At 57.0% G+C, this 22,302-nt stretch carries 24 protein-coding genes; 7 read left to right on the top strand and 17 right to left on the bottom strand.

All coding sequences use genetic code 11. The annotated features are described in order from the left end of the window. Window positions 1-127 precede the first annotated feature (127 nt). The 5 genes from GT019_RS13055 to ilvB all read right to left on the bottom strand — a co-directional run bounded on the left by GT019_RS13055 (window position 128) and on the right by ilvB (window position 4,923). The gene (locus GT019_RS13055; protein ID WP_161743616.1) at window positions 128-349 is read right to left on the bottom strand and encodes a hypothetical protein; all 222 of its coding nucleotides are present in this window, start codon (window positions 347-349) and stop codon (window positions 128-130) included. A gap of 69 nt (window positions 350-418) precedes the next feature. Next, a complete protein-coding gene (locus GT019_RS13050) occupies window positions 419-1,402 on the bottom strand; it encodes an SLAC1 anion channel family protein (protein ID WP_161743615.1) in 984 nt (327 codons plus the stop codon). A gap of 147 nt (window positions 1,403-1,549) precedes the next feature. Continuing rightward, complete coding sequence (locus GT019_RS13045; RefSeq protein ID WP_161743614.1) at window positions 1,550-2,473, bottom strand: LysR family transcriptional regulator; 924 nt, start codon at window positions 2,471-2,473, stop codon at window positions 1,550-1,552. A gap of 189 nt (window positions 2,474-2,662) precedes the next feature. Beyond that, a complete protein-coding gene (ilvN, locus tag GT019_RS13040) occupies window positions 2,663-3,181 on the bottom strand; it encodes an acetolactate synthase small subunit (RefSeq protein ID WP_161743613.1) in 519 nt (172 codons plus the stop codon). Continuing rightward, the gene (ilvB, locus tag GT019_RS13035; RefSeq protein WP_161743612.1) at window positions 3,178-4,923 is read right to left on the bottom strand and encodes a biosynthetic-type acetolactate synthase large subunit; all 1,746 of its coding nucleotides are present in this window, start codon (window positions 4,921-4,923) and stop codon (window positions 3,178-3,180) included. The genes ilvN and ilvB overlap by 4 nt, the downstream gene beginning before the upstream one ends. Before the next feature lie 457 nt (window positions 4,924-5,380). On the opposite strand from ilvB, the gene GT019_RS13030 reads away from it, so the two are divergent. Continuing rightward, entirely contained in the window at window positions 5,381-5,878 is a 498-nt protein-coding gene (locus GT019_RS13030; RefSeq protein WP_235947882.1) for a cupin domain-containing protein, read from the top strand. Window positions 5,879-5,969: 91 nt separating this feature from the next. On the opposite strand, the gene GT019_RS13025 is transcribed toward GT019_RS13030, so the two are convergent. From GT019_RS13025 to GT019_RS13005, 5 genes are all read right to left on the bottom strand, one after another. Next, the gene (locus GT019_RS13025; RefSeq protein ID WP_161743611.1) at window positions 5,970-6,596 is read right to left on the bottom strand and encodes a DUF1003 domain-containing protein; all 627 of its coding nucleotides are present in this window, start codon (window positions 6,594-6,596) and stop codon (window positions 5,970-5,972) included. 215 nt (window positions 6,597-6,811) lie between these two features. Next, window positions 6,812-7,288, bottom strand: a complete 477-nt coding sequence (locus GT019_RS13020) for a GNAT family N-acetyltransferase (RefSeq protein ID WP_161743610.1) — start codon at window positions 7,286-7,288, stop codon at window positions 6,812-6,814. A 263-nt stretch (window positions 7,289-7,551) separates the two neighbouring features. Next, entirely contained in the window at window positions 7,552-8,877 is a 1,326-nt protein-coding gene (locus GT019_RS13015) for an MFS transporter (RefSeq protein ID WP_161743609.1), read from the bottom strand. A 20-nt stretch (window positions 8,878-8,897) separates the two neighbouring features. Beyond that, window positions 8,898-9,521 (bottom strand): isochorismatase family cysteine hydrolase, encoded by a 624-nt coding sequence (locus GT019_RS13010; RefSeq protein WP_161743608.1) that lies wholly within the window; start codon window positions 9,519-9,521, stop codon window positions 8,898-8,900. Continuing rightward, complete coding sequence (locus tag GT019_RS13005) at window positions 9,521-9,943, bottom strand: organic hydroperoxide resistance protein (protein WP_201755379.1); 423 nt, start codon at window positions 9,941-9,943, stop codon at window positions 9,521-9,523. Before GT019_RS13005 ends, GT019_RS13010 begins: the two co-directional genes overlap by 1 nt. Window positions 9,944-10,246: 303 nt before the next feature. Here GT019_RS13005 and GT019_RS13000 point away from each other — a divergent pair, with 303 nt between their 5' ends. Both GT019_RS13000 and GT019_RS12995 read left to right on the top strand, forming a co-directional pair. Then, a complete protein-coding gene (locus GT019_RS13000) occupies window positions 10,247-11,038 on the top strand; it encodes an SDR family oxidoreductase (RefSeq protein ID WP_161743606.1) in 792 nt (263 codons plus the stop codon). 55 nt (window positions 11,039-11,093) lie between these two features. Further along, window positions 11,094-11,435, top strand: a complete 342-nt coding sequence (locus GT019_RS12995) for a nuclear transport factor 2 family protein (protein ID WP_161743605.1) — start codon at window positions 11,094-11,096, stop codon at window positions 11,433-11,435. 201 nt (window positions 11,436-11,636) lie between these two features. On the opposite strand, the gene GT019_RS12990 is transcribed toward GT019_RS12995, so the two are convergent. The 4 genes from GT019_RS12990 to GT019_RS12975 form a co-directional block, all read right to left on the bottom strand. Continuing rightward, a complete protein-coding gene (locus GT019_RS12990) occupies window positions 11,637-12,701 on the bottom strand; it encodes a major royal jelly family protein (protein WP_235947990.1) in 1,065 nt (354 codons plus the stop codon). 393 nt (window positions 12,702-13,094) lie between these two features. Further along, complete coding sequence (locus tag GT019_RS12985) at window positions 13,095-13,433, bottom strand: DoxX family protein (RefSeq protein ID WP_161743603.1); 339 nt, start codon at window positions 13,431-13,433, stop codon at window positions 13,095-13,097. A 107-nt stretch (window positions 13,434-13,540) separates the two neighbouring features. Beyond that, window positions 13,541-13,966 (bottom strand): MarR family winged helix-turn-helix transcriptional regulator, encoded by a 426-nt coding sequence (locus tag GT019_RS12980; RefSeq protein ID WP_161743602.1) that lies wholly within the window; start codon window positions 13,964-13,966, stop codon window positions 13,541-13,543. A gap of 225 nt (window positions 13,967-14,191) precedes the next feature. Next, window positions 14,192-15,583 (bottom strand): sialate O-acetylesterase, encoded by a 1,392-nt coding sequence (locus GT019_RS12975; RefSeq protein ID WP_161743601.1) that lies wholly within the window; start codon window positions 15,581-15,583, stop codon window positions 14,192-14,194. Between the two features lie 244 nt (window positions 15,584-15,827). Between GT019_RS12975 and GT019_RS12970 the strand changes: the two genes are divergently transcribed. From GT019_RS12970 to GT019_RS12960, 3 genes are read left to right on the top strand one after another with little or no spacing between them, the layout of a single operon-like run. After that, window positions 15,828-16,907 carry a GerAB/ArcD/ProY family transporter gene (locus tag GT019_RS12970; protein WP_161743600.1) on the top strand — a complete coding sequence of 360 codons (1,080 nt, stop codon included), beginning with the start codon at window positions 15,828-15,830 and terminating at the stop codon, window positions 16,905-16,907. Then, the gene (locus GT019_RS12965) at window positions 16,900-18,285 is read left to right on the top strand and encodes a spore germination protein (RefSeq protein WP_161743599.1); all 1,386 of its coding nucleotides are present in this window, start codon (window positions 16,900-16,902) and stop codon (window positions 18,283-18,285) included. Before GT019_RS12970 ends, GT019_RS12965 begins: the two co-directional genes overlap by 8 nt. After that, window positions 18,282-19,391 (top strand): Ger(x)C family spore germination protein, encoded by a 1,110-nt coding sequence (locus GT019_RS12960; protein WP_161743598.1) that lies wholly within the window; start codon window positions 18,282-18,284, stop codon window positions 19,389-19,391. The genes GT019_RS12965 and GT019_RS12960 overlap by 4 nt, the downstream gene beginning before the upstream one ends. Before the next feature lie 49 nt (window positions 19,392-19,440). Here the strand turns inward: GT019_RS12960 and GT019_RS12955 are convergent, their stop codons facing one another. Then, a complete protein-coding gene (locus tag GT019_RS12955) occupies window positions 19,441-19,647 on the bottom strand; it encodes a hypothetical protein (protein ID WP_161743597.1) in 207 nt (68 codons plus the stop codon). Window positions 19,648-20,023: 376 nt separating this feature from the next. Then, a complete protein-coding gene (locus GT019_RS12950) occupies window positions 20,024-20,482 on the bottom strand; it encodes a cupin domain-containing protein (RefSeq protein WP_161743596.1) in 459 nt (152 codons plus the stop codon). Window positions 20,483-20,657: 175 nt separating this feature from the next. On the opposite strand from GT019_RS12950, the gene GT019_RS12945 reads away from it, so the two are divergent. Beyond that, window positions 20,658-21,536, top strand: a complete 879-nt coding sequence (locus GT019_RS12945; protein WP_161743595.1) for a LysR family transcriptional regulator — start codon at window positions 20,658-20,660, stop codon at window positions 21,534-21,536. A gap of 182 nt (window positions 21,537-21,718) precedes the next feature. Here the strand turns inward: GT019_RS12945 and GT019_RS12940 are convergent, their stop codons facing one another. After that, entirely contained in the window at window positions 21,719-22,066 is a 348-nt protein-coding gene (locus GT019_RS12940) for a CD3324 family protein (protein WP_161743594.1), read from the bottom strand. Between the last annotated feature and the right edge of the window lie 236 nt (window positions 22,067-22,302).

Genomic DNA, 22,302 nt, shown 5'->3' with positions numbered 1-22,302 from the left:
AAACGCCTCGACTTCAATAGATCCCAAACCATATCCATTGTCTCCTTCCCGAGACCGGTTCGCTGCTTATCGACGCATGTACCAGTCTTTTATTATCCATCCGTCCAGTCCTTCGTATGCGCTGCGATTAGCTCGGAATATCGTAATGCACGTCCGGAGGCGGCATCTGAATGAAGGAGGACTGCAGGCGCGAATGCCGCTTGCCGTTGATCCAGACGTGTTTCTCGTCAAAGCTTTCCAATAGCCCTCCGCCCGATACTTTCTCGTCCTTCAGCACCATCACGTATTGACCGAAGAAGATGGCATTCTCAAAATCGACGTCATGATGAAGCTCCATTGTGCCGTACATCAAGATCCGCCCTTTCCGAAGCTGAATGTTGTGGCTATGCCCTTTTATTTCCCTTGGCCGTTGGCAGCATTATCCTTGGAGCAGTTTCCCGTTGAATAAGATAGTCAACGTACGTACGAACAGAACGAGCAACACGATGCTTAGAAACGCCAGAATGACGGTGGAAATGGCGATCAACAGCCAAGAATCCACGTACAGCGCATACTCCAACGCCGCGTTGCTGAGCGCCGCCAACGGAAAGCTTACCGCCCACCAGGAAGCGCCGAACGGGATCGACTTCTTGAACACTTTGAAGAACAACACAACGAACAAAAACAAGCCGAAATAAAACAGGATCGAAGCGAAGGGATCGATGCGATGCTCGAAGTTCGCATAGCCCAGAAACCCGACCTCGAACGGCGCGATCATGATCATCATCGAAGGCGTGAGTCCCGCCGGCAGCGGATCATGATGAATCAATCGGGTTAAAATCATCGTAAGGAACACCAGCGCGATGATGCCGCCGATGGCAAGCGACATCAGATTGATCTCCTGCGCCCAAGGAAAGGGCATCGTTCCGCCGGCGACGGCGATATCCAACGTGCCTACGCCGGGAATCAGCCATGGCGGAACCACGTTCACGTGATCGTGATTTCCGTTCAACAAGCGTCCGAGCATGATGCAGCTGAACGCGAGCGTCAAGACGGTACCGATGATCCAGATCACCTGCCCCGTCGCTTGACTGCGGAAGCCGATTACAGTGGATAGCAGCAGGATCGCGATCGTGATCGTACCGAAAAAATTGCCCAAGATGGGATGCGTGAATTCGGCTTTGACTTTGTGCGGATACCGCACCCATTTTGAAATGTAGCCTGCGCTCACCGCAAGAAACATCAAGATCGCCACGATGCCGATGACATCCGCCGTGACCGTGGAAATGCCGTACAGCTTGCTCGCTTGTCTCCAAGCCAAGGATAGACCCGACATTCCCATAACCGACGCGAACAGGTTGACGGGCAAAAATTGAACAGAACCGATGCTTCTTTGTTTCGGTACGGCAGCTATGGTCTGCATGGATGTTCACCACTCTCTCTATATTGATCGTATGCTCGCCCGCGAGTCCCGCGGCGCTTCCGATTCACTTATTCTATGCAATTTAAAATTATAGATCAATGCCATTGTTTCTATTGAAACGATAGATGAAACCAATGAAACATGCTGTTACGCGCCTTCGCTGTCGCAGTACTCGAGCGGCGCGTTTTGCTTCAACGACCTTATATGCGCCGTCAGCGTATCGATGAAGCCTCGCGAAGCTTTTCCCATGTATTTGTCGCGGTGATACACGATGCCCACTTCCCTGCACAGCGTAGGATTTTGCACCGGGATGTGAACCAGGTCGTCGTAATCGTACATGTCGATCAGCGTCTTCGATAATATCGTGCCTCCTCCGCCCGAACGAACGAATCCGAATAACGAATCGATCGTCGAGGTTTCGATCAGGGGAACGAGCGTATGACCGGCCTTGGAATAGGTCGTATCGATTAATTGGCGGCATCGGTGGGTTTCGGGGAACATGATGATCGGCACCTTCAGGACTTCTTCGAAATCGACGGCCGCGCGTCCCGCGAAGGTATGCTCCGCCGTCGCCACGAAATAAAACTTTTCCCGATAGAGCGGAATCATGCGGATCCGTTCATCCTCGACCGGCAAGATCGTGATGGCCAAATCCAATTCGTTGTGCAAGACGCGGCTCACGATATCCTCGGCGCCGAAGATCTTGATGCGGACTTTGGGAAAATCGCGGTGGAAGTCGAGCAGCAGCGAGGAGACCAGCTGGTTCAGCTCCCCCGGAAGCGCGCCGATCGCCAGCGTGCCGCGCTCGATCTGCTGCAGCTCTTGAATTTGCTCTTTGGCGCTCGCCAAATGGCCGAAGGCCGATTTGCTCTTTTTGTACAAGATCAAGCCGGCCTCGGTTATCGCGATTTTTTTCCCGATGCGGTCGAATAACGGGACGCCGAGCTCGTCTTCAAGCGCTTTGATCTGATGGCTTAACGAAGGCTGGGTAATTCCAAGCTTGACGGAAGCCCTCGTAAAATGCAGTTCCTCGCATGTCGCGATAAAGTAGTCCAATTGTCTTAACTCCATGTCGATCGGTTCCTTCCTTCCCGGTGTTTCTCGGAGAGGCGATTCGGGAATCGCTCTCGAGTATCCGATGGCCGGCCCAAGCGTCGGCGAGCCGGCTTGTCAAACCAAAAAGCCGCGTGGAACGCGGCTCCATGCAGCCTATTATTTCTGGGTCAACGAATAATAGAAGTTTCGCCGCCATGGCTTTGTTTAACGCGTTAAGGCCGCGTCAGGCGTTGCAGTCTCCGCGGTCTCCCCGCGCGACATCGCCGTCAAGCCCGTACGGGTGATTTCCATGATGCCGTAGGGTCGCAGCAGCTCGATCAACGCATCGATTTTTTCTTGCTCTCCGACGCCTTGAACGATCAGATGCCGCTTCCCGACATCGATGACCGCAGCCCGGAACGGATCGACGATCCCCAGGATAATCGCCTTCGCTTCGGATACGGCGCTTACTTTGACAAGCGCAAGCTCGCGCTCGACCAGCGGATATGCGGTCAATTCATCGATACGAACGACGTCGATCAGCTTATAGAGCTGCTTATGCACTTGCTCGAGCAGCTTGTCGTCCCCGGAAGTCGCGATGATCATGCGGGAGTATCCGGGTTCTTCGGATTGCCCGACCGTGATGCTGTCGATGTTGAAGCCGCGGCGCCCGAATAAGCCGGCAACCCGCTGCAGTACGCCCGGATGATTGTTGACGAGCACGGAAATCGTGTGACGTTTCATTCTTCATCCCCCAATATCATGTCGTCGATCGTGGAGCCCGGCGTCACCATCGGATACACGTTCTCTTCCTGATTGACGACGAAGTCGATAAGCACGGGCCCAGGGAGGTCCATGGCTTGCTTCCACGCGCTGCGGGCCTCTTCTTTATTCGTTGCCCGAAGTCCTCTAACGCCGTATGCTTCGGCCAATTTCACGAAATCCGGGCTGCCGGACAGCTCCATATGGCTGAACCGGCCGTCGTAGATAAGCTCCTGCCATTGCCGGATCATGCCGAGCACCTGGTTATTCAGGATCACGATCTTCACGGGAAGGTTATGAAGGGCGCAAATCGCCAGCTCCTGCGCGCACATCTGGATCCCGCCGTCGCCGTTGAAAGACACCACGAGCCGGTCCGGGCTGCCTGCCTGCGCTCCGATCGCCGAGGGCAACCCGAATCCCATCGTGCCGAGTCCCCCGGAGGTAATGATCGAGCGCGGACGCTTGAACTTGTAAAATTGAGCGGCCCACATCTGATGCTGCCCGACATCCGTCGTGACGATCGCTTCGCCGTTCGTCGTCTCGCTGATCATGTCGACCACGAATTGCGGCTTCAGCGCGGTATCCGAATCCGCGTAACGAAGCGGATGCTCGATTTTGTTTGCTTGAATGAGCGTCAGCCAAGCTTCGGATTTTGCCGCTTGAGCCTGCAAGTTCGCCTGCCTCAGCACGGTTTTCACATCGCCGAGGATCGGAATCGCCGTTTGTACGATTTTGCCGATTTCGGCCGGGTCGATATCGATATGCGCGATCGCGGTCGCGTTAGGCGCGAATCCGCTCGTTTTCATCGTGACCCGGTCGTCGAAGCGCGCTCCGATGCCGATCAGCAGATCGCAGCTTTGCAACGCTTTATTGGCGGTGTAGGTTCCGTGCATCCCGGGCATGCCCATCCATAATTCGTGCGCGCTCGGAAATCCGCCCAAACCGAGCAAGGTCGTCGTCACCGGTATCCGCGTTTTCTCTGCGAACGCGAGCAATTCCTGCGCGGCGTCGGCATAAATAACGCCTGCGCCGGCCAGAATGACCGGGCGTTCGGCTTTCTCTATCGCTCGGAGCAATTTTTCGATTTGCCCGGCATTCGGATCGACGTCCGGACGGTAACCCCGAATCTCGGATTTATCCGCCGGATACCGGAAGGTCGTCGTTTGGCTCGACACGTCCTTCGGAATATCGATCAACACCGGTCCTTTGCGGCCCGTGGAAGCAATATAGAAGGCTTCACGGATGATCTTCGGCAGGTCCTTCGCATCCCGAACGAGATAGCTGTGCTTCGAGATCGGCATCGTGATGCCGGTAATGTCCGCTTCCTGGAACGCATCCGTGCCGATGAGCGCCGTCGAGACATTCCCGGTGATCACGACCAGCGGGACGGAATCCATATTGGCGGTGGCGATGCCCGTCACGAGATTGGTCGCCCCGGGACCCGAGGTCGCGAAGCACACCCCGACTTTTCCCGTCGCGCGCGCGTAGCCGTCGGCCGCATGAATCGCCCCCTGCTCGTGACGGGCTAAAATATGCGTAAACTCCGGCATATCATGAATCGCGTCGTAAACATTGATGATGCTCCCGCCCGGAATCCCGAACACGCATTCCACGCCTTCGAGCAGCAAGCTTCGGAGAAGCGCTTCCGATCCCGTTACCGTATCGTTCTTCATGAGTCTGGCAAGCCGTTCGTCCGTTGCGTGTTGCTCCTCTACGTTTTGCATGATTTTCTTCACCCGTTTCCAAAGAAAATGACTTTAAAACTCCTCCGGCCCGCATGCGACGGGAAGTCGCCCGCAAGGGACAAAAGGAGCCTACACGGTACCTGTCGCTCGATTGTATGCAATCCAGATGGATAGATCAATATCATTGTTTCTATGGAAACCATAGATGAAAACTATCGTTAGGGTAGCCGGCATTTCGGATCCGGAGGTTTGCCGTGCGACCGAACAGAATGACCTTGCATGACTGAACGGGCTCAACGCATCCTAAGCTTGTTCCGTTGCCCGGCCGGCTCCGTAGCGCTTTTAATTGACTTCTAGTCAGTCGGTTAATACAATACATACAACACAAACGATTCGCGTTCCAACGCGTCATCGAACGGACGCTGGGCGATTCATTCGCTTTCTCCATCCCTGATTGAACGCGATGGACCTAATAAAAGCCAGGGAGTTGCTGCGCATGCACTTGTCGACGTACTTCTTCGAAGATGACGGACGGATCCCCAATAATCCCGTCCTGCCCGCGCTCGTATATGCCGGCGCCTTCCGAACCGCCCCGCACGAGGCCGAAGCAACCTTTAACCGAAACGACTGGCGTAACGGCTGGGTGAACGGCGTTTACGCCTATCATCACTATCACGGTAATTCCCATGAGGCGCTGGCCGTGCTCGGCGGATCGGCGTTGCTGATGATCGGCGGGGAGAACGGAAACGAAATCGAGGTGCAAGCCGGCGACGTGCTCGTGCTGCCGGCCGGCACAGGGCATAAATTGCTTCGCGCAGGCGCAGGCTTCTCGGTGGCTGGCGCCTACCCGGGCGGGATGAGCTATAACACGAGAACCGGCAACGCCGGCGAACGTCAGCGGGATCTGGAAGACATCCGGCTCGTCCCGCTGCCCGATCAGGACCCGGTCTTCGGACGCGAAGGACCGCTCCTCGCCAACTGGAAAACGAAATAAGGGCATCCTGCCGGATGTCCTTTTCGTCTGCGATCGGCATGAAATTCAGTCAAGATGCAAGTCTCCCCGCTCTAGAACACGCTGTGCAGGCTCACGGCTCACTTCCCGTCGACTCACTCCTGATTCTTGATTCCTCCTTATTCGCCAGCTTGGCTTCGATCGATGCCAGAAGCCGTTTGATCTGCATCAATTCGCCGCTGAACTGTTCCTTGTTGCGCACGCCCTCCGCTTCGATGCGATGCAGGTGGCTCTGAATATCGTCGATCTCCTGTTCGGCCTTGTAATTGATGGCAAAATCGATCACCGATTCATGCTTATCCCTGGCATTTTGGCGGTTCTGGCTCATCATGATGATCGGTGCCTGGAAAGCCGCCAGAAACGACAAGCACAGGTTCAGCAAAATAAACGGCGGTTCGTCGTAGTGAAGCGGCTTGATGAACGGAAGCGAGTTCCATATCATCCAGATCACGAGCAGCGCGCCGAAGAATCCGATGAACGTCCAGCTGCCGCCGAACCTGGCGATGTTGTCCGCGAGCCGATCGGAGAAAGTCGCGTTGACCGAATACTCTTCGTCGACGCGGTTCAATATGCTTTTTTCGAAATCATCCACTAGCCTGTCGATGCGCTGCGCGTTTTTTTCGCTGAGCTCGATATCGAAGCCTTGAATGACGGAGGCCTCGTCGAAATCGATCTCGCTGCTGATTGGCGGGTTATTCATTTCTTCGATTCCGTCCTTGCGCACGATAGGTGCCGTATGCCGTCCGAGTTAATTTGAACCTCTTCGCGCGATTTTATGCGAATGTCCGCCATGACCATACGTCGAGATGCAAGAGAAAAAACACCTTCAAGGCCGTGCTCCGCACCGTGCGCGCGAGTCGCGTCTCTTGAAGGCGTGCTTCCGGCTATCAGTCCGATATGCGGAGGCTTCGAAGGTTAGACAAGCTTCAGCATGCCCGTATAAATGCCGGGCTCCGGCTGCTCGATCTCGAGGGCGCCGACGGTATGCTTGTAGAAATCGATCGGTCCCGCGCCGCCGATAATGGCGTACGCGTAACCGTAATCCCGCATCGCCAGGAGCGTTTCGGACAGCAGCAGCTTCCCGATACCGAGACCGCGCGTCTGCTCGTCGACGCCCGTCGGGCCGAAGAAGCCTCTGCAGGTCGCGTCGTAGCAGGCGAAGCCGAGCAGCTCGCCTTCCTTGACCGCGATCAAGCAGGCAATCGGTTGACGGGCAAAAGCGATCTCGCATTCGCTGCGCCAGCCTTTGCCGAAGCGCTTCTCGACCCACTCGGCCACGGTCACCAGCTCGGGGCCGATCGCCCTGCGTACCGTGATCCCCGTACGCGCCGCGTATTGTTTTGCCGATTCGGTTTCCGGCAATTGGTACAATTTAACCAACATGTCTCCCATCTGTCCTTCTTCCCTTCTCCGTTTGAATGCAGCCAGTTACAGGATCGCGCATCGGGGACGCGCATTCCCCTGTGGATAGTGTACCTTTATTTGGCCCGGGCTGCGAGCAGAGGATGTCAGTTTTCCGTTCGCTGCCGATTGGCGTACGAAACGCGAAAGGAACCCATCTCGCCGATGTGGCGAATGGGTTCCTATAAGATCCGGCTCCGCCGAACATGCTGCCTCGCGCCATCGTCGGCCTCCGGAACTTCGCGCTTGCTCGTTTAGGCGGGCAGCGCCTTCTTGGGCCGGGTCACGACATACCAGAGGAGGACGACTAACGAGCACAGACATACCGCGATCAATAGGCCGTATGCCGATTCGTAAGCGTGCGTCAGCGACTTCATCTTCTCATGGGCGAGCAGCATCCCGCAAGCCGCGACGGATACGGAGCCTCCGAAAAACTGGATGAGCTGCATGAAGCCCATGCCCGAGCCGATCAGATCGGCCGGCAGGATGCGCGACGTTTCATTGTTCAACGACGCCATCGCGGCCGAATTCGCCGGCGAGAAGAACAGGTACCCGATCAGGATCACGTACGGCGATGCGCCGAGCTCCGCCCGAAACGCCGTCAGCACGCAGGCGATGACGCATTGCGCGAGAATCAGAAACCGCAGATTGCCGTACCGGTCGATCCAACGTCCGACGAAACGCGTGAAAAAGGCGGACAACACGGCGCCCGGCGCGATCGTAAACCCGATGACCAGCGGCGATTTGCCGAACAGATTCGCAAGCGCGAGCGGCATGAGGAACAAATTGCCGAGATTCACGAGCAAGATGCAGAAACCGACGATCAGCAATTTCAAGTAGACCGGCCTTGCGAAAATCTTCGGATTGATGAACGATTCTTTGCCCCGCCCGAGATGCCAGGCGTGGACGGCGACCGACAGCAGGCCGATCGCGAGCCAGACGAGCGAGCTCTTCGTCACCGCGGTCAGAATAGTTACGGCATTCACGACGGTGAGCATGGCGCCGAGGAGATCGAAACGAAACGGCTTCGGCTGCTCTTTGGGAATCAGGCGCAGCAATAACGGGAGAAGCACCAGCACCAGGCACGTGACGGCGAACAATCCGTTCCAGCCGATGTACTCGCTGATCAAGCCGCCGATGATTGGCCCGAGTCCGAAGGCCAGGGCCGAACCGGACGAGATCATCGATATCGCCCTGCCCCGCCGCTCCGCGGGTATGTAGCGGCTGGCGAGAACGAGCCCCAGTCCCGCCATCGCGCCGGCGCCTGCGGACTGCGCGATCCGGGCGACCATCAGGGACTGGAAGCTCGTCGCGAAGATGCCGAAGACGGAGGACAACCCCAGGATCGCCAATCCGACCGTCAGCAGTTTGCGGATCGGCAGCACGTCGGACAGTCTGCTGTAGATGACCGTCGATAACGCATAGCCGATCGAATAGCTAGAGATAATCCACGATCCGAGTGCCGCCGACACGCCGATATCGCGGATGATGCTCGGGATCGAGACGTTGAACATGGTCGTGTTCATCAAGACGATGAACAGTCCGAACGTCCATATCGGCATGACGATTTTATCATTCATGGCGGTGCCGTCCTTGTCGGTTACTTGGTTGCTTGCGAGAGCTCGCCAAGCAATTCTTTCGTCGTGACGATGGCGTGCGCATAGGTCGGGCCGTTGATGCGATGGGCCGCGTGCATCGCCTCATGGCTCATGGCCGTCGTCGCGTCCGTCACGAGCGTCACGTGGTACCCGAGCTCCGAACCGTAGCGCGCGGTCGCTTCGATGCACGTATTGGCCAAAGCGCCGATCACGATAATCCGCTGCAGGCCGTGCATCTTCAACTGATGATCGAGATCCGTGTTCGCGAATCCGCTGCTGGCCCAGTGCTCCTTGACGATGACGTCGCCCTTCCGAGGCATAAAGTCCGGATGAAACTGCCCGCCCCAAGAATCCTTGGCGAACACCTGAGAGAGCCGCGCTTTCACCTGATTCGGATTCGGATACAGCCAAGTTTCGAAATCATCCGGTTCGGACCTGTGATGCGGCACGTAAAAAACGCGCATGCCGATTTTTCGCGCCTCGTCCACGACCGCTTTCATATGCTCGCGAAAGGAGACGGATTCCGATACTTCCTTCGTGCGCGGATACAGCTTGCCTTCCTCGGCCAAAAAATCGTTGTACGGGTCCACCAGCAGCAGGCCGGTCAAGATCGGATCGCAGCGCATCAACCTACGAGATTCGTTTCGACCGCGATGTTGCCGTTCACGGCCCTGTAGTACGGGCATATCGCATGGGCCTCTTCGACGACTTGCTTCGCGATGCCGGATTCGACGCCGTTGATGGTCACATCCAATTTGACGGCCAGCACGAAGCCGTCATCCTTGTCTTTGCCGAGCGTGACCTTGGACGCGATCTTGATCGCTTCGGCTTTGACCGATTTTTTGCGCAGCGCGACCCCGATTGCGCCCTCGAAGCATGCGGCGAATCCGGCCGCGAACAGCTGCTCGGGATTGGTTCCGTCTCCGCCGGGTCCCCCCAGCTCCTTCGGCACCCGCATGTTCACGTTCAGAATGCCGTCGCTGGAAACCGCATGCCCTTCCCTTCCGCCCTCCACGTTCACGTTCGCCGTATACAATTCCTTTTCCATTTTGATCATTTCTCGCCACTCCTTTTGGTTGGATGGATGGGGTCGAAGAACCCCATTTCGCTAGCATCTAGAATGACTTCATTCCGGTTGAATTATTCATGCTCGCCGAAGATCGCATGCAGAAAAGCCACAGAAATCAAGCGCTATAGAAGACTGCTCGATGTCCTGCCAAAGACAATCCATCATGAACGATAATAATGACTTACATTATTATTATAAATTAGACTTATCTATCGAATGGGCGTAAGCTAACTCATGTGATCGATAGACACTAACCGACATTACACGAGGAGGATATACAAGATGAAATTAGCTTCCTATGAGCATGAATTTCTTGGAAAACGCGCATTGGTAACGGGAGGAACGAAAGGAATGGGCTACGCGATCGCGAAGCGGCTGGCCGCTGCCGGCGCCGAGGTGCTCGCGACGGCGCGCACGATTCCGGCGGATTACGATGTTCCCGGCGTGCGTTTCGTTTCGGCCGACGTCACGAAGCCCGAAGGCACGGCGCTGCTCGTCGAAGCCGTGAAAGAAACCTTGGGCGGCATCGACATCCTCGTCAATACGGTCGGCGGAGCTTCCACGCCTCCCGGCGGCGCGCTCGCCTTGACCGAAGAGGACTGGCTGGAGACGTTGAACATGAATCTGCTCGGAGCCGTCAGGCTGGACAGAAGCTTGCTGCCGATGATGGCGGCGCAAGGCAAAGGCGTCATCATTCACGTCAGCTCCATTCAGAGAAAGCTGCCGCTGTACGAAACGACGTTGGCCTACGCGGCGTCGAAAGCGGCGTTGACCACCTACAGCAAAGGCTTGTCCAAAGAATTCTCGCCGAAGGGAATCCGCGTCAACACGATCGCGCCGGGCTTCATACAGACGGAAGCGGCGGATCGGATGATCGACCGGATCGCGACCGCCGCCGGAAGCCGCGAAGCGGCGCTGCAGGAATTGATGAACTCGCTCGGAGGAATCCCGATCGGCCGTCCGGGGCTGCCGGAGGAGGTCGCGGAGCTTGCCGCCTTCTTGGTATCCGATCGCGCCGCCTCCATCACGGGCAGCGAGTACGTCATCGACGGCGGAACGGTGCCGACGGTATGATCGGAGCAGCCTCTGCCAATCCTAATCGCCTATTCGACCATGAGGAGGAATTCCGATGATTGCATTGCCAGCATCCGTGAAAGCCTATTTTGACGCCGCCAACGCTGACCGGCGGGATGCTTTTCTCGCCGCTTTCGACGAGAACGCGTTCGTCTTCGACGATAATCGGACCTTTCAAGGAACGGAAGCCATCCGCAATTGGAGCGATGCCGACGTGTTCGGCGCGCGCGTCCGCTTCTCCGTCATCGATGCCACGGAGCAGGACGGCGCGTATGCGGTCATCGCGTCAGTCGACGGCGACTTCGATAAAACGAATCTGCCCGATCCGTTCCTGCTGCGGCATGCGTTCGAGCTGTCGGGCGGGAAAATCAAGGCGTTGCGCGTAACCTTGCCGTAAGTCTCGATCGACCGCCAAAAAAATACCCCTCCGGCTGCCAGGTCGCAAGTCCGCCGTTCCAGCGGGCTTGCCCTCTCCGTCATCCGCGAGGGGATTTTGATATGAACGTATTGCGATCCGTCTCGCGTTCTCCGGCTTCGCTCGGGCTTCGTCATCGATCTTCGGTTGCTCACTTACTCATTCCTTCCTTGGCGCTCCGCGTCAACCCCCGTACAAATACGACTTCGCGCCGGGTCCGATAAAAGCTTTCCAAACGACGAAGTTATACGGGTACGTCCAGTCGATCTCGCCGCCGCCCATGATTTCGTGCAGCCGGTTGCTGTTGAACAGCATCGCGCCCCGCTGATCGAACGCAACGCCGTCCACCCACAGCATCCGGTCGTCGGACACGAGCTCCGCGAACGTATCGCTGCCTGGAACGTACCTCCCGATTCCTTTGCCCTCGAGCATCGTATAGTAAACGTTCCCCTCCGCATCGGCATGCATCCCGTCGGTCGCGGTGCGTTTGCTGCCGATCGCCTGCACGGCGCCTGCAATTTGCTCCGGAGGCAGCCGAAAATCCCGCAGACAAGCCGTATCGATGGCATATAGATTGCGCGCCGTCAACGGACAGTAGTACAACGTGGAGCGGTCCGCCGATAATGCGATGCCATCCGCGCCTCCGCGCAACGTCACGGGCTTGTCGTCGATCGCGAATTGAAATCCGGGAACGTTCTGCGTGCTGAACTGCCGGTCCAATACCCGCCGGAACGCCCGCTTCTTCATGTCGTAGACGATGATCCCTCCGCGCACCGGATGGTCCAGCCAGCCCTGGCCGGAATCGGTGATGTACACGAAGCCGTTCCGGTTATCGACGACGAGATCGTTCAGGAACGAGGTCCGCGGCGGCGCGACCTCGTCGGGGATCGGGATGACGTCGATCATCCGCCGGACGTTCAAATCCCAGACGAGCAGCTTCTGGGAACCCGACGGCGAAGGCTCGAAAGCGATTTTCCCCTGATCCAGCAGCCAGATCCGGTCCGATTCGTCGATCTCGAAGCCTTGGACGGAATGCAGCGTCATCGGAGACTCCGGCTGATTCCACGCCCAGCTTGGAAAAGCCTCCAGCATCGGCTTTCCGTTTCGGAGGAAAACCCGGTTCATCGTGGCGGGGATACCCGGAGCGAGCCGGGGCACGCAGACGTAATAGCCGCCTGCCCGGTCGACCTTGACGCCGGTTGGAACGGCTTTCTTCCAATAACCGCGCGCTTCGAACTCCGCCTTCATGAGCGGATCGGGGAACGCCCAATCCAACCGGCTCCAATGAAACGCGATTCCATACCGCAACGCATCCGCCTCCCTGTCTGTCCTTATTAACCTTCCTTCTAGGTATATGTAAGCTTCCGGCATAAATTACGGGGCTGGCGCGCATGCCTCCGCTTCCTCGCCTCAGGATCGGCGCTTCGAGGCCGTTGCCGACGTCGGACGATAAAAACAAGCCCTGCCGGGCGGCCGCGTTCGCGTGCACAGGCTTCGTCGCGGCCGCGCCTTTGCGGCGGGGCTTGTCCTTCATTTCGGCGCTGGCGTTACGTTTCGGCGTCCGGCCGCATCCGGTCGTCTTGGAAGCCGATATAAGCAACCAAGGCGAGGAATTGCTTCTCGCGCGTTCGCATCCGCAGGTTAAATCAAGAGACTCATGCTGATCGCGAGGGACAGCAGGCAGAGCACGATCGACGGTATGGCCTTCCGGAACGGATCCTTGGCTAAGACCAGCAGGACGAAGGCCGCTGCCAGCATGGTGGCGCCTAGCAGTAGCCCGGCTGCCGCCGCCGTCATCGCGTACCAGAGCCCCGCGATCATGCCGAGCGAGCCTGCGATCTCGATGAATCCCGTCATGAAATTAAAAAACGGCGGAAGTCCGAAGCGTTTGAATTCATGCGCCATTTTGCCGCTGATGATGCGAACCCCCGTAAACATAAAAAAGACCCCGACAATCACTTGCAAAATCATGATAACCATCGTTTGCCGCTCCTTTAAGTTGGTTTTTGTTCGATGTATTTACATGCTATAGCATATAAATGGCCCGTGTGCGCAAACGCCGGATTTCATCCGCTCACCTCCCTCGCTTATTCCTCATTGACGCTCGCGTAGAGCTTCTCGAGCATCGCTTTCAGCTCGTTGATTTCCGTCTCGCTCAAGTAGCGCGTGGCATGACGATGCGCCGCGATCACGACGGGAAGCACCTTCGCTTTGAGCGCCGCCCCTTTGTCCGTGAGGTACAGGTTATGCGAGCGCTTATCCGTATCGTGGACGAAGCGCATGACGATTCCTTTCTTCTCCAAGGAATGAATCATGCGAACAACCGTGGTCTGATCGCGGTCGATCGCTTCCGCGAGCTCCTTCTGCGTCGTTGCCTTATCGTCGTCCAGCACGCTGAGAATGCCCCATTGATCCGGGGTGATCTCGAACGGTTTCAACTGCTTCGTAAAATAGTTGTTCATCTTCACGTCCGTGCGATGTATCTGAAATCCCGTAAAATCAAATAGTTCCATCGTCGTCTCCTTTGACAGGCAACCTTTATGAACGAATTATATATGCTATAGCATTCAAATGCAACAACAACTGCATCCCAGGCTCGCATTCGCGTCAGAAACGACGAAAGGCGAAAATCCCCGGCCGGAGATTTCCGCCTATCCTACCCTAACCTATCTTATCCTGCGCGGAACGCGCAGCGCCCAGCCTGCACGATCGCCCGGAACATGACTGCCCTTCCCGATTCAAGCGACCGGCTGGCCATAGAACGCGAGAATCGGCATGTACGTTCCCGAATCCAGCGGCAGGAAGCTCGATGGATTCATCCGATAAGCCCCGTGCACGAGCGTATCCCCCTCCGCCGCCCTGGCCAGCTTCAAGGTGATTTCGCTGCGGCCGGTGATTTGCCAGCCGTCGACCGCGATCTCGCCGTCGCGATCCTCGACCGAGAATACCGGCGAGACGGGACCGATCGCGAGCAGATAACCGGATACGTTCGCGAAGCGCAGGCGAATGCCGGGCAAGCCTTCCGTTTCGGCGAATGCGGCGGACGCGAGGCAGGGCGCTTCCGCATGCACGGCCGCACGCCCGTATACATGCGCCAAGGCCGCCTTGCCCATGCGCTCGCCGATGATCATATTGCCAGCGGGACTGTTATGTATGCCGTCGGACAACGGACAATCCAGGGCCGGAACGACATGCACGTCGGGAATCGCGAGCGCGGCTTGGCGCTGCGCTTCGCGCACGCGTCCCCAGGAGCGGTCGGCGTCCTCGGTCGGCGCATCCGTGCAGCGATTCAGCTGCACCGTCAGCACCGGCAGGCTTGCATCGTTCAGTTCGCGGCGCCAATGCCGTACGGCACTCCCGAAGCGTTCCAGGTAGCTGGACGAATCCGCGGGCGTACAATCCGAGCACCCTTGATACCAGAGGATGCCGCGCACCTTGCCGCCGGCGGATTGAATGATCGACATCATGTTGCGGTACAGCACGCCGTCCTCGTCCGGACTCCACGCTTTGAGCGGCGATCCGCCCAAGGCGGTTTGCAGCAGGCCGACGGGGACGCCGACCTCTTTGCGCAGCAGCTTGCCGAAAGCCAGAAACGGAGAATGGCCCGGATTGGCCCATTCCCGGTTCTCGTAATGAATGGAAGCCGTGGATTCGTTAAACGGATGCGACGCCAAGTCCCACTCCCCGTTGTTGCGCAGCAAGTGGATGCCGAGCTCGGGCGCATCTCGGAACGGCCCTTTGCCGTAGCCGGCGGCGTTGCTCTGTCCCGCGATGACCCACAGATCGCCGACGCCGATATGGTGGACCATGTCGCCGCGAACCGCCCATTCCAACGCCGGATTGCCGTCCAGCTGCAAACACGTTTCCAGCCGATAGAGTCCGCCCTGCGCAATCGCGTGCAGGGTGATCGACCATGCGCGCCCGGGCTGCATGGCGGCCGGCTGCCAGGCCAGCACCTCTCTTCCGTCTTCCTCGCCGACGACTCTGACGTATACCTGCGCGGCGTTGAATTCGTCTTCTTCGCGCATCGCCCACGTCCCCGATAACGCGATGTTGCCGAACCCGTTTTCTTGCTGAATGATCGCCCAATGCCGAGGCCCTTGTCGAATGATAGCTCCGATCTGCTTCATCTGGATATCACGATCCTTTCTCCCGGCCCGAAACGCTGGCCCCATACCCATAATATACCATGGGCATCGACGGCGATCACGGTAAAACTTCGACGCAAAACTTCGATAAGAAGTGGCGTATCCGGCTGCACCCGCAGGGCGACTTCCCGTCCTTGAAGGCGTTCGTTGTCCATTACCGCTGCATAGAATTCGCTTGACTTGGTAATCTTAGCCACATTGCATCCGAAAGGAGGATCTGATCGGTTTGAACGGAATCACCCCCTTCCAGTTGTCGATGCTGCTGATTACGTTTATCGGAGTCTCCAACCATGTCATCCTGATTCCCATCCTGCTGGATACCGCGACGCGCGACGCGTGGGTTTCCGTCTTGGCCGCGATCGTCCCTTCCATGCTGATCGGGCTGCTGTACGCCTACATTTACAAGCATCTCCCTTCCTCGCTCTCCACCTGGGCGAAGGAGAAGACGAATACGACGTTTTGGTTCCTATTCACGCTGCTGTTCACCGTCTACTTCTTCATCCAGGCGAGCATCAGCTTACGGGATACGATCGTATGGTCGAATACATCTTACTTGACCTATACCCCGCCATGGGTCGTGGGACTGTGCCTTACCGGCATCTGTTACTTCACGGCAAGGAAGGGACTGGCCGCGATCGCGATCACGAACGGCATTCTGCTGCCATGGATCGTGCTGTTCGGCTTCTATGTCATGGCCGTTAATTTTAAATACAAAGATTACGGCTACCTCTTTCCCGTGTTCAAACAGTCGGCGCTTACGATCACGCATGGCGCATGGTACACGACGGCGGGCATTGCGGAGATCTTCCTCGTGTTCTTCCTGAAGGACGAAGTCAACGGAAAACTGTCCCGCAGGAACATGATGCTGGTCGTGCTGATGCTGATCGAGCTGACGATCGGACCCTTGACAGGGATCATCGCGATGTTCGGCCCCTTCGAAGCCGAGAAGCTGCGCTACCCGGCCTACGAGCAGTGGCGCATGGCTTCCATCGGCAGCATGCTGAGCCAAACCGACTTCCTGTCCATCTATCAATGGCTGGCCGGCGCGTTCATCCGCATCTCGCTGGCGATCTACATCCTGCACACCTTATGGGTGAAGAAATGGCGGCATCCCGAGATTCTGCTCCTTCTGATTTCCTTCTCCCTTTATTTCGTCAATCTGTTCAAGCTGTCGGATGTCAAATTCCATGAACATGTGAAGACGTACTACACGAGCTCCAGTCTGCTTTGCGGCGGCGTAAGCGTCGTCCTCGTGATTTGCATTTGGACGGGAAAGATGCGAAAGGCGGTAAAGTCCCATGGCTAACCTAAGCGAAAGCGACATCCGGACGTTATTCGAAGGCTGCGGCGACGTGGTGCTCGAGCCGTACGGCAGCTTCCTGTTCGTCTTCTGCCAGGGCATGTCCAATAGGGAGCAAATCAATGAAATAGGCGCGCGCGGCGCGGACGCATGGCGGCAGCATCCCTTAACCTTAACGTCGCAATGGAAGAACGAGCTCGCCTCGCATGCGTTTAACGGCAACTTGCTGCTGTTCGACCGGGAAACGGCCTGCTGCTACCTGCACTATGTCTCGGATCCGCCGCAGCGAGACCCCGAAGAGTCCGTAACGGAAACGTCCTCGAAAGGCGCGCGCGACGGATTTACCGAAAGCGTCACGACGAACGTGGCGCTGATCCGCAAACGGCTGGGAACGACGACGCTCAAAGTGGAATCGTTCACGATAGGCGTCAGAAGCCAGACCGCGATTAGTCTGCTCTACATTCAAGATATCGCGAATCGGGGGGCCGTCGACGAGGCTCGGGCACGATTACGGAAAATCGACATTGACGCGCTCATCACGAGCTCGCAGCTGGAAGAGGCCATCTCGGATCGGACGATGACGGTCCTGCCGCTGATCGACAACACCGGCCGACCCGATTTTGCCGCGGAGTACTTGATCGGCGGGCGTTTCGTGATTTTGCTGGACGGGTCACCGCTTGCCATCATCGCTCCGGTTACGCTTACGTCGCTCCTGAAATCGCCGGAGGACGGCTATTATCGTTCGATAATCAGCTCTTTTCAGCGCATATTGCGCTTATTCGGCTGTCAGTTGGCGTTGTTCCTGCCCGGTTTTTACATCGCGCTGCTCGGATTCAATTTCGAGCAGGTGCCTTTGCCGTTGTTGGCTACGATCGCAACGAACCGCATCGGACTTCCGACCTCGCTTCCGCTCGAAGCGATAAGCGTGCTCATCATATTCGAGCTGTTCAAGGAAGCGGGGCTGCGGCTCCCGAAGTCGGTCGGGCCGACGGTAACCGTCGTCGGCGGCATCATCGTCGGCGATGCCGCCATACGCGCCGGCATTACGTCTCCGACGGTTACGGTCGTGGCCGCGACCACGGTGATCGCCGGTTATACGCTCGTGAATCCGACGCTGAGCGCCGTCGTGTCGATCGTTCGCATTCTCGTCATGTTGATCTGCTCCATACTCGGGATGTTCGGATTCTTCATGTCCATCTTCCTCATCGTCGCCTATTTATCGGATCTCAGATCATTCGGCATCCCGTACCTCTCTCCGCTCGCGCCGCCGAGCTGGGCGGATATCGTAGGGGCCTTGTTCAAGAAACCGGCGAATAAAATGACCAAGCGTTCGCAGAACCTCCATTTGCAGGACGATACGAGGATGAAGGACGGTACAAAATGAATCGAGCCTGGAAGTCGGCGTTGACCGCCTGCCTGACGTTATCCCTCTGCGGATGCTGGGACGTCAAAAATATTCAATATTTCAATTTCGTCAATTTGATCGGCATCGATTATGTCGAAGGCAAATATAAAATCTATGCGCAAATCAACGAACTTGCATCCATGGCGAAGCAGGAAGGAAGCGGCAATACCCCGAATCCCATCGTTGTCGGCAAAGGCGAGGGCGAAAGTATCGGCATGGCGATGTACGATCTGCAGAAGGAAAGCCAGATGAGAACCGACTGGACGCAAAACAAAGCGTTTATCTTCAGCGATCGCATGCTTGCCAGAGGGGTATTCGATATCCATGACGAGTTGATGCGAACGCGCGATCAACGCTACACGCCCTGGGTATTCGCAACGAACGAAGATCTCGCGAAGGTCCTTAGCACGAAGCCGATTACGGGTACTTCGTCCGTGAACACCATGTACTACCAGCCCAATCTTTTATTTAAACAGATGCAATCCTCCTTCGAGCCGGTGAATTACCAGCGTTTCATACGATCCGCGAGGGAACCGTTCGAGACGGCGCTCATCGATCATATCAAGCTCTCCGAGAACTGGGATAAAGACGGCAAGCCGATTTCGCTGCCGATCGTGAACGGCCTGGTCGCGTTGAAGAACGGCAAGAGCATGGCCAGGTTCAACCGCGAGGAAGCAAGCGGGGTGAAATGGTTAAAGGAACGGACCGTGCGTGGCCTCCTCCCTCTAAAGGACGACCGGGGCGCTTTCGTGGGAACCGCCGGGCTCAAGAACAACAAGGTCAAGAAAACCGCCGCCTACAAGGACGGCAAACGAATCGTCCGCGTGTACGTCAGCCTCGACGCCTCCCTTCGCGAGCAGGGCACACCGCTTGGACTGCAGCCCATGATCGAGCTGATCCGGAAGAACATCCAAGGCGAAATCATGCAAACCTACGAAGTCGGGAAGAAACGCTCCGTCGACATCTACTCCTTGAACGAAGTCTGGTACCGCAAAGGCCTTGCCGTCAACGACGACATCCCGGGGCTGGAGCTGCATGTCAAAATCAATCTGTTGGGCACGAACATGTTCGAGCTGCGGGAGTAGCCGCAGCTTGCGGTTGCGGAGCGTCTCCCGCGCCGAATACGGGGCCATGTCACAGGTTCGCCAGGCGATCGATCATCCAGCCTATGGCCTTGTTCAGATCCAGCGGCCGATGAAGCAGCAGGCTTGCCCATAGCGCGAGTCCGATGCATGTAAGGACGATAAATGTCCATTTCTCGCGCCGCTCGGCGTTCATTCTTCCCATCATCATGAATCCCCCCGCGACGAACACGACGAATAATCCGATTAATCTGATCATGCGATGCGCTTCTCTCCTTGCTGTTCTCTCGAAGTTGCTAGCTTGGCATTCGGCTATCTTGATCCCCTGTTCTATGACGTGACTCGTCTCCGCGAGTCCGTTGGGGTAATGAGTAAATTTTAACATAATATGTTAAATAATGATAATGATCCTCTGCACTCGATTTATGCCAACATGCAGGCCGGCGACTCTAACGTTGTGCTGGTACACATGCAAGCACAGCGAGTGCATCATTCCACATACAGCCGACTTCGCAACCGCATACGCGCCATGCGCCCCGGTGCTCGCCTAGGCGCCGAAACCGGCACAACTCAAAAAAAGGCGGCGCCAGGGCAATTTTCCCTGGCGCCGCCTTTTCATTCGCATGCTGCGTATGTTAACCCATCGACAGGCCGATCGAGGCGTTCTCGTCGGGCGTGCCGAGCCAATAGCCGTACGAGATCGCTACTTCCACGAAATGCATCAAAGCCGCGGGCTCGGGCGGACCCGGCGGCACGGAGGCGGCGGGGCGGCCGATTTCACTGAAAAATTTACCCATTTTGACCGTCGATGCGATCAGCAGGATTACCTTCTCGCTCGAGACGTTCCGCCAGGCGTGCTTCTGGTTGGACGGAATGTCCACCGTATCGCCGGCACGGTGCACCGACCATTTATCGCCGTTCCACGCTTCGATCTCCCCCGAAACGACGAAGAAGGTTTCGCGATCCTCATGGCTATGAACAGGAACGAATACGCCGGGTTCAAGCTCGCCTCTCATCAGGCAGTAGCCCATGCCGTCCGACAATTCCGTTAAATGCTGTAGACGCGGTCCAAGTACATCCAAAACTTCTGACATTGCGCATGCTCCTTTTTGTAACGTATCTTTTTTCCAATGCTGTCAATCCTTGCAGCTTCTCGATCCGCCGTCGCTGTGTTAAGATCGAGTCATTTGATAATAACGCGACTGGTACCGTAACGGAACATCCGCTATGTTGGACGGGTATTACCATTCGTAATGGGAGGATCGCAGGATGCAGGTGGAATGGTTCCGCAGCTTTAAGGAAGCCGCACGATGGAAAAGCTTATCCAAAGCGGCCGAGAAACTCAGCTTGACTCAGCCGGCGATCAGCAAGCATATCCGGCAGCTGGAGGCCGCCTACGACGTCGAGCTGTTCCGCCGCACCGCCGCGGGCGTCGAACTGACGGATGCCGGCAGACGCTTTGGCGAGCGGATCGCGCCCGTCGTGCAATCGCTTGATGCGATCGAAGCGGAGATGCGCCAATACGCGGACCAACCGGGTTATACGCTCGGCAGTCTTCCGAGCGTCATGAAGCAGGTGCTTCCGGGAAGGCTTCGCGATTATCAGGCTTCCGGTTATCAAATTACGGTCAGGATCCGGCAAACGTCGGCCGAGCTGCGGGAAGACCTTCAGCAGGGCGATCTCGATGGCGCTTTGATGGATGCGGCCTTCGTCCGAGGCCGGCTGTGGAGCAAGAAGCTGTTCAGCGAATCCTATATCGCCGTGCTTCCGGAAGGCCATCGTCTCGGACGACGAGAGTCGCTCGGTTTGGATGACTTGAGAGACGAGCATTTCGTGTTCGCGACGCAGAAATGCGAGGCGCACGCGAAGTTCAGCGCGATTGCGGAGAAGTACGGGTATCGCCCCGAAGTCAAGCTCGAAGTCGACGAGAGCATTGAATTTCTGTTCAACGTCGCCGTTGGCACCGGCATCACCGTGATGCCGGAATTGTTCCGCGCGGAAGCGGAACTGCTGGGCTTGCACGCCGTTCCTATCGCGGAACCCGAATTGCGCCGCACGATCGTGCTCGCCGCGCGCTCTGCCGACATCGGCTCCAAGTTATATCGTCAGCTGGCGATCAAGCAGCTTTCGGCTGCCCCGAAGCGCTGAGCGTATCGCGACGCTCGCCTTGCAGACGGCAAATAGACCGCTGAGGCATTCAGCGGCCTATTAGATGCTTCCTATATGCGATCATACGCTGCTCCGCAAGAGGCGCTTAAGCTAACCGACGAACTCGCGATAGCGATACGCACCGTCCGTTTGGCCTTTGCCTCGTTCCGGTTGGCCTGGCTTCAACGTTTACCGGCCCGGACAGGCTCGTATGCGTCAGCCTTGTCAACGGTATCGGGCGCGTTTAGGGCGAACGCCGCGGCGCTGCGCAGCTTGACGATAATTTTCCGAATGCTTTCGCCGGACAAATGGTACTCCCGTTCCAACTCGGGGACTGTTCTTCCGTCCTCGTAATGCCGGAAGATCTCTTCGTTGCGGCGCTCGATCATGACGCGCGATCCGCTCTTTTCGCCCCAGGCGGCGCGCTCGCTTTGCGGCTTCGGGATATAGAGCAGTTCTCCTTGAATATAGCGTTGAAGCTCCTCCAATAGTCTAGGGGGAAGCACATCTTTTCCGTTTTTGTAATTCAACGCAAACCTCCTTAATCGTGTGGGCCCCAACATCGCCTTCGGATATCGATTTGTTCACGTTTCCTTCCCCCTCTCGTCAAATTGGAAAAAGCACGATCATGCGGCAACATCGCGCTTCTCAAATCAGTATACGTGAAAACGGTTCATTCCGTCATCCGTTCCATGTTATAAAAGGGAGGCCGCAAGGCCCCCCTCCGCATGGCGCTTTCCGCTATTAGGCGAAAAGCACCTCCGTA

The organism is Paenibacillus glycinis (assembly GCF_009909185.1).
In the GTDB taxonomy this organism is placed as follows: domain Bacteria; phylum Bacillota; class Bacilli; order Paenibacillales; family Paenibacillaceae; genus Paenibacillus_Z; species Paenibacillus_Z glycinis.
Note: the sequence above shows the minus strand (reverse complement) of the source record. Positions and strands in the feature narration are given on the sequence as shown.

Excerpts from the sequence above, each read along its gene's own strand:
- GT019_RS13000 (WP_161743606.1), top strand. The coding sequence starts at position 10,247 with ATGAAATTAGCTTCCTATGAGCATGAATTTCTTGGAAAACGCGCATTG.
- GT019_RS12955 (WP_161743597.1), bottom strand. The coding sequence starts at position 19,647 with ATGATCAGATTAATCGGATTATTCGTCGTGTTCGTCGCGGGGGGATTC.
- GT019_RS13015 (WP_161743609.1), bottom strand. The coding sequence starts at position 8,877 with ATGAATGATAAAATCGTCATGCCGATATGGACGTTCGGACTGTTCATC.
- GT019_RS12950 (WP_161743596.1), bottom strand. The coding sequence starts at position 20,482 with ATGTCAGAAGTTTTGGATGTACTTGGACCGCGTCTACAGCATTTAACG.
- GT019_RS13005 (WP_201755379.1), bottom strand. The coding sequence starts at position 9,943 with ATGGAAAAGGAATTGTATACGGCGAACGTGAACGTGGAGGGCGGAAGG.
- GT019_RS12995 (WP_161743605.1), top strand. The coding sequence starts at position 11,094 with ATGATTGCATTGCCAGCATCCGTGAAAGCCTATTTTGACGCCGCCAAC.
- GT019_RS12960 (WP_161743598.1), top strand. The coding sequence starts at position 18,282 with ATGAATCGAGCCTGGAAGTCGGCGTTGACCGCCTGCCTGACGTTATCC.
- GT019_RS13025 (WP_161743611.1), bottom strand. The coding sequence starts at position 6,596 with ATGAATAACCCGCCAATCAGCAGCGAGATCGATTTCGACGAGGCCTCC.
- GT019_RS13045 (WP_161743614.1), bottom strand. The coding sequence starts at position 2,473 with ATGGAGTTAAGACAATTGGACTACTTTATCGCGACATGCGAGGAACTG.
- GT019_RS13050 (WP_161743615.1), bottom strand. The coding sequence starts at position 1,402 with ATGCAGACCATAGCTGCCGTACCGAAACAAAGAAGCATCGGTTCTGTT.
- GT019_RS13010 (WP_161743608.1), bottom strand. The coding sequence starts at position 9,521 with ATGCGCTGCGATCCGATCTTGACCGGCCTGCTGCTGGTGGACCCGTAC.
- GT019_RS13020 (WP_161743610.1), bottom strand. The coding sequence starts at position 7,288 with ATGGGAGACATGTTGGTTAAATTGTACCAATTGCCGGAAACCGAATCG.
- GT019_RS12990 (WP_235947990.1), bottom strand. The coding sequence starts at position 12,701 with ATGAAGGCGGAGTTCGAAGCGCGCGGTTATTGGAAGAAAGCCGTTCCA.
- GT019_RS12975 (WP_161743601.1), bottom strand. The coding sequence starts at position 15,583 with ATGAAGCAGATCGGAGCTATCATTCGACAAGGGCCTCGGCATTGGGCG.
- GT019_RS12980 (WP_161743602.1), bottom strand. The coding sequence starts at position 13,966 with ATGGAACTATTTGATTTTACGGGATTTCAGATACATCGCACGGACGTG.
- GT019_RS12945 (WP_161743595.1), top strand. The coding sequence starts at position 20,658 with ATGCAGGTGGAATGGTTCCGCAGCTTTAAGGAAGCCGCACGATGGAAA.
- ilvB (WP_161743612.1), bottom strand. The coding sequence starts at position 4,923 with ATGCAAAACGTAGAGGAGCAACACGCAACGGACGAACGGCTTGCCAGA.
- GT019_RS13055 (WP_161743616.1), bottom strand. The coding sequence starts at position 349 with ATGTACGGCACAATGGAGCTTCATCATGACGTCGATTTTGAGAATGCC.
- ilvN (WP_161743613.1), bottom strand. The coding sequence starts at position 3,181 with ATGAAACGTCACACGATTTCCGTGCTCGTCAACAATCATCCGGGCGTA.
- GT019_RS12965 (WP_161743599.1), top strand. The coding sequence starts at position 16,900 with ATGGCTAACCTAAGCGAAAGCGACATCCGGACGTTATTCGAAGGCTGC.
- GT019_RS13030 (WP_235947882.1), top strand. The coding sequence starts at position 5,381 with ATGCACTTGTCGACGTACTTCTTCGAAGATGACGGACGGATCCCCAAT.
- GT019_RS12985 (WP_161743603.1), bottom strand. The coding sequence starts at position 13,433 with ATGGTTATCATGATTTTGCAAGTGATTGTCGGGGTCTTTTTTATGTTT.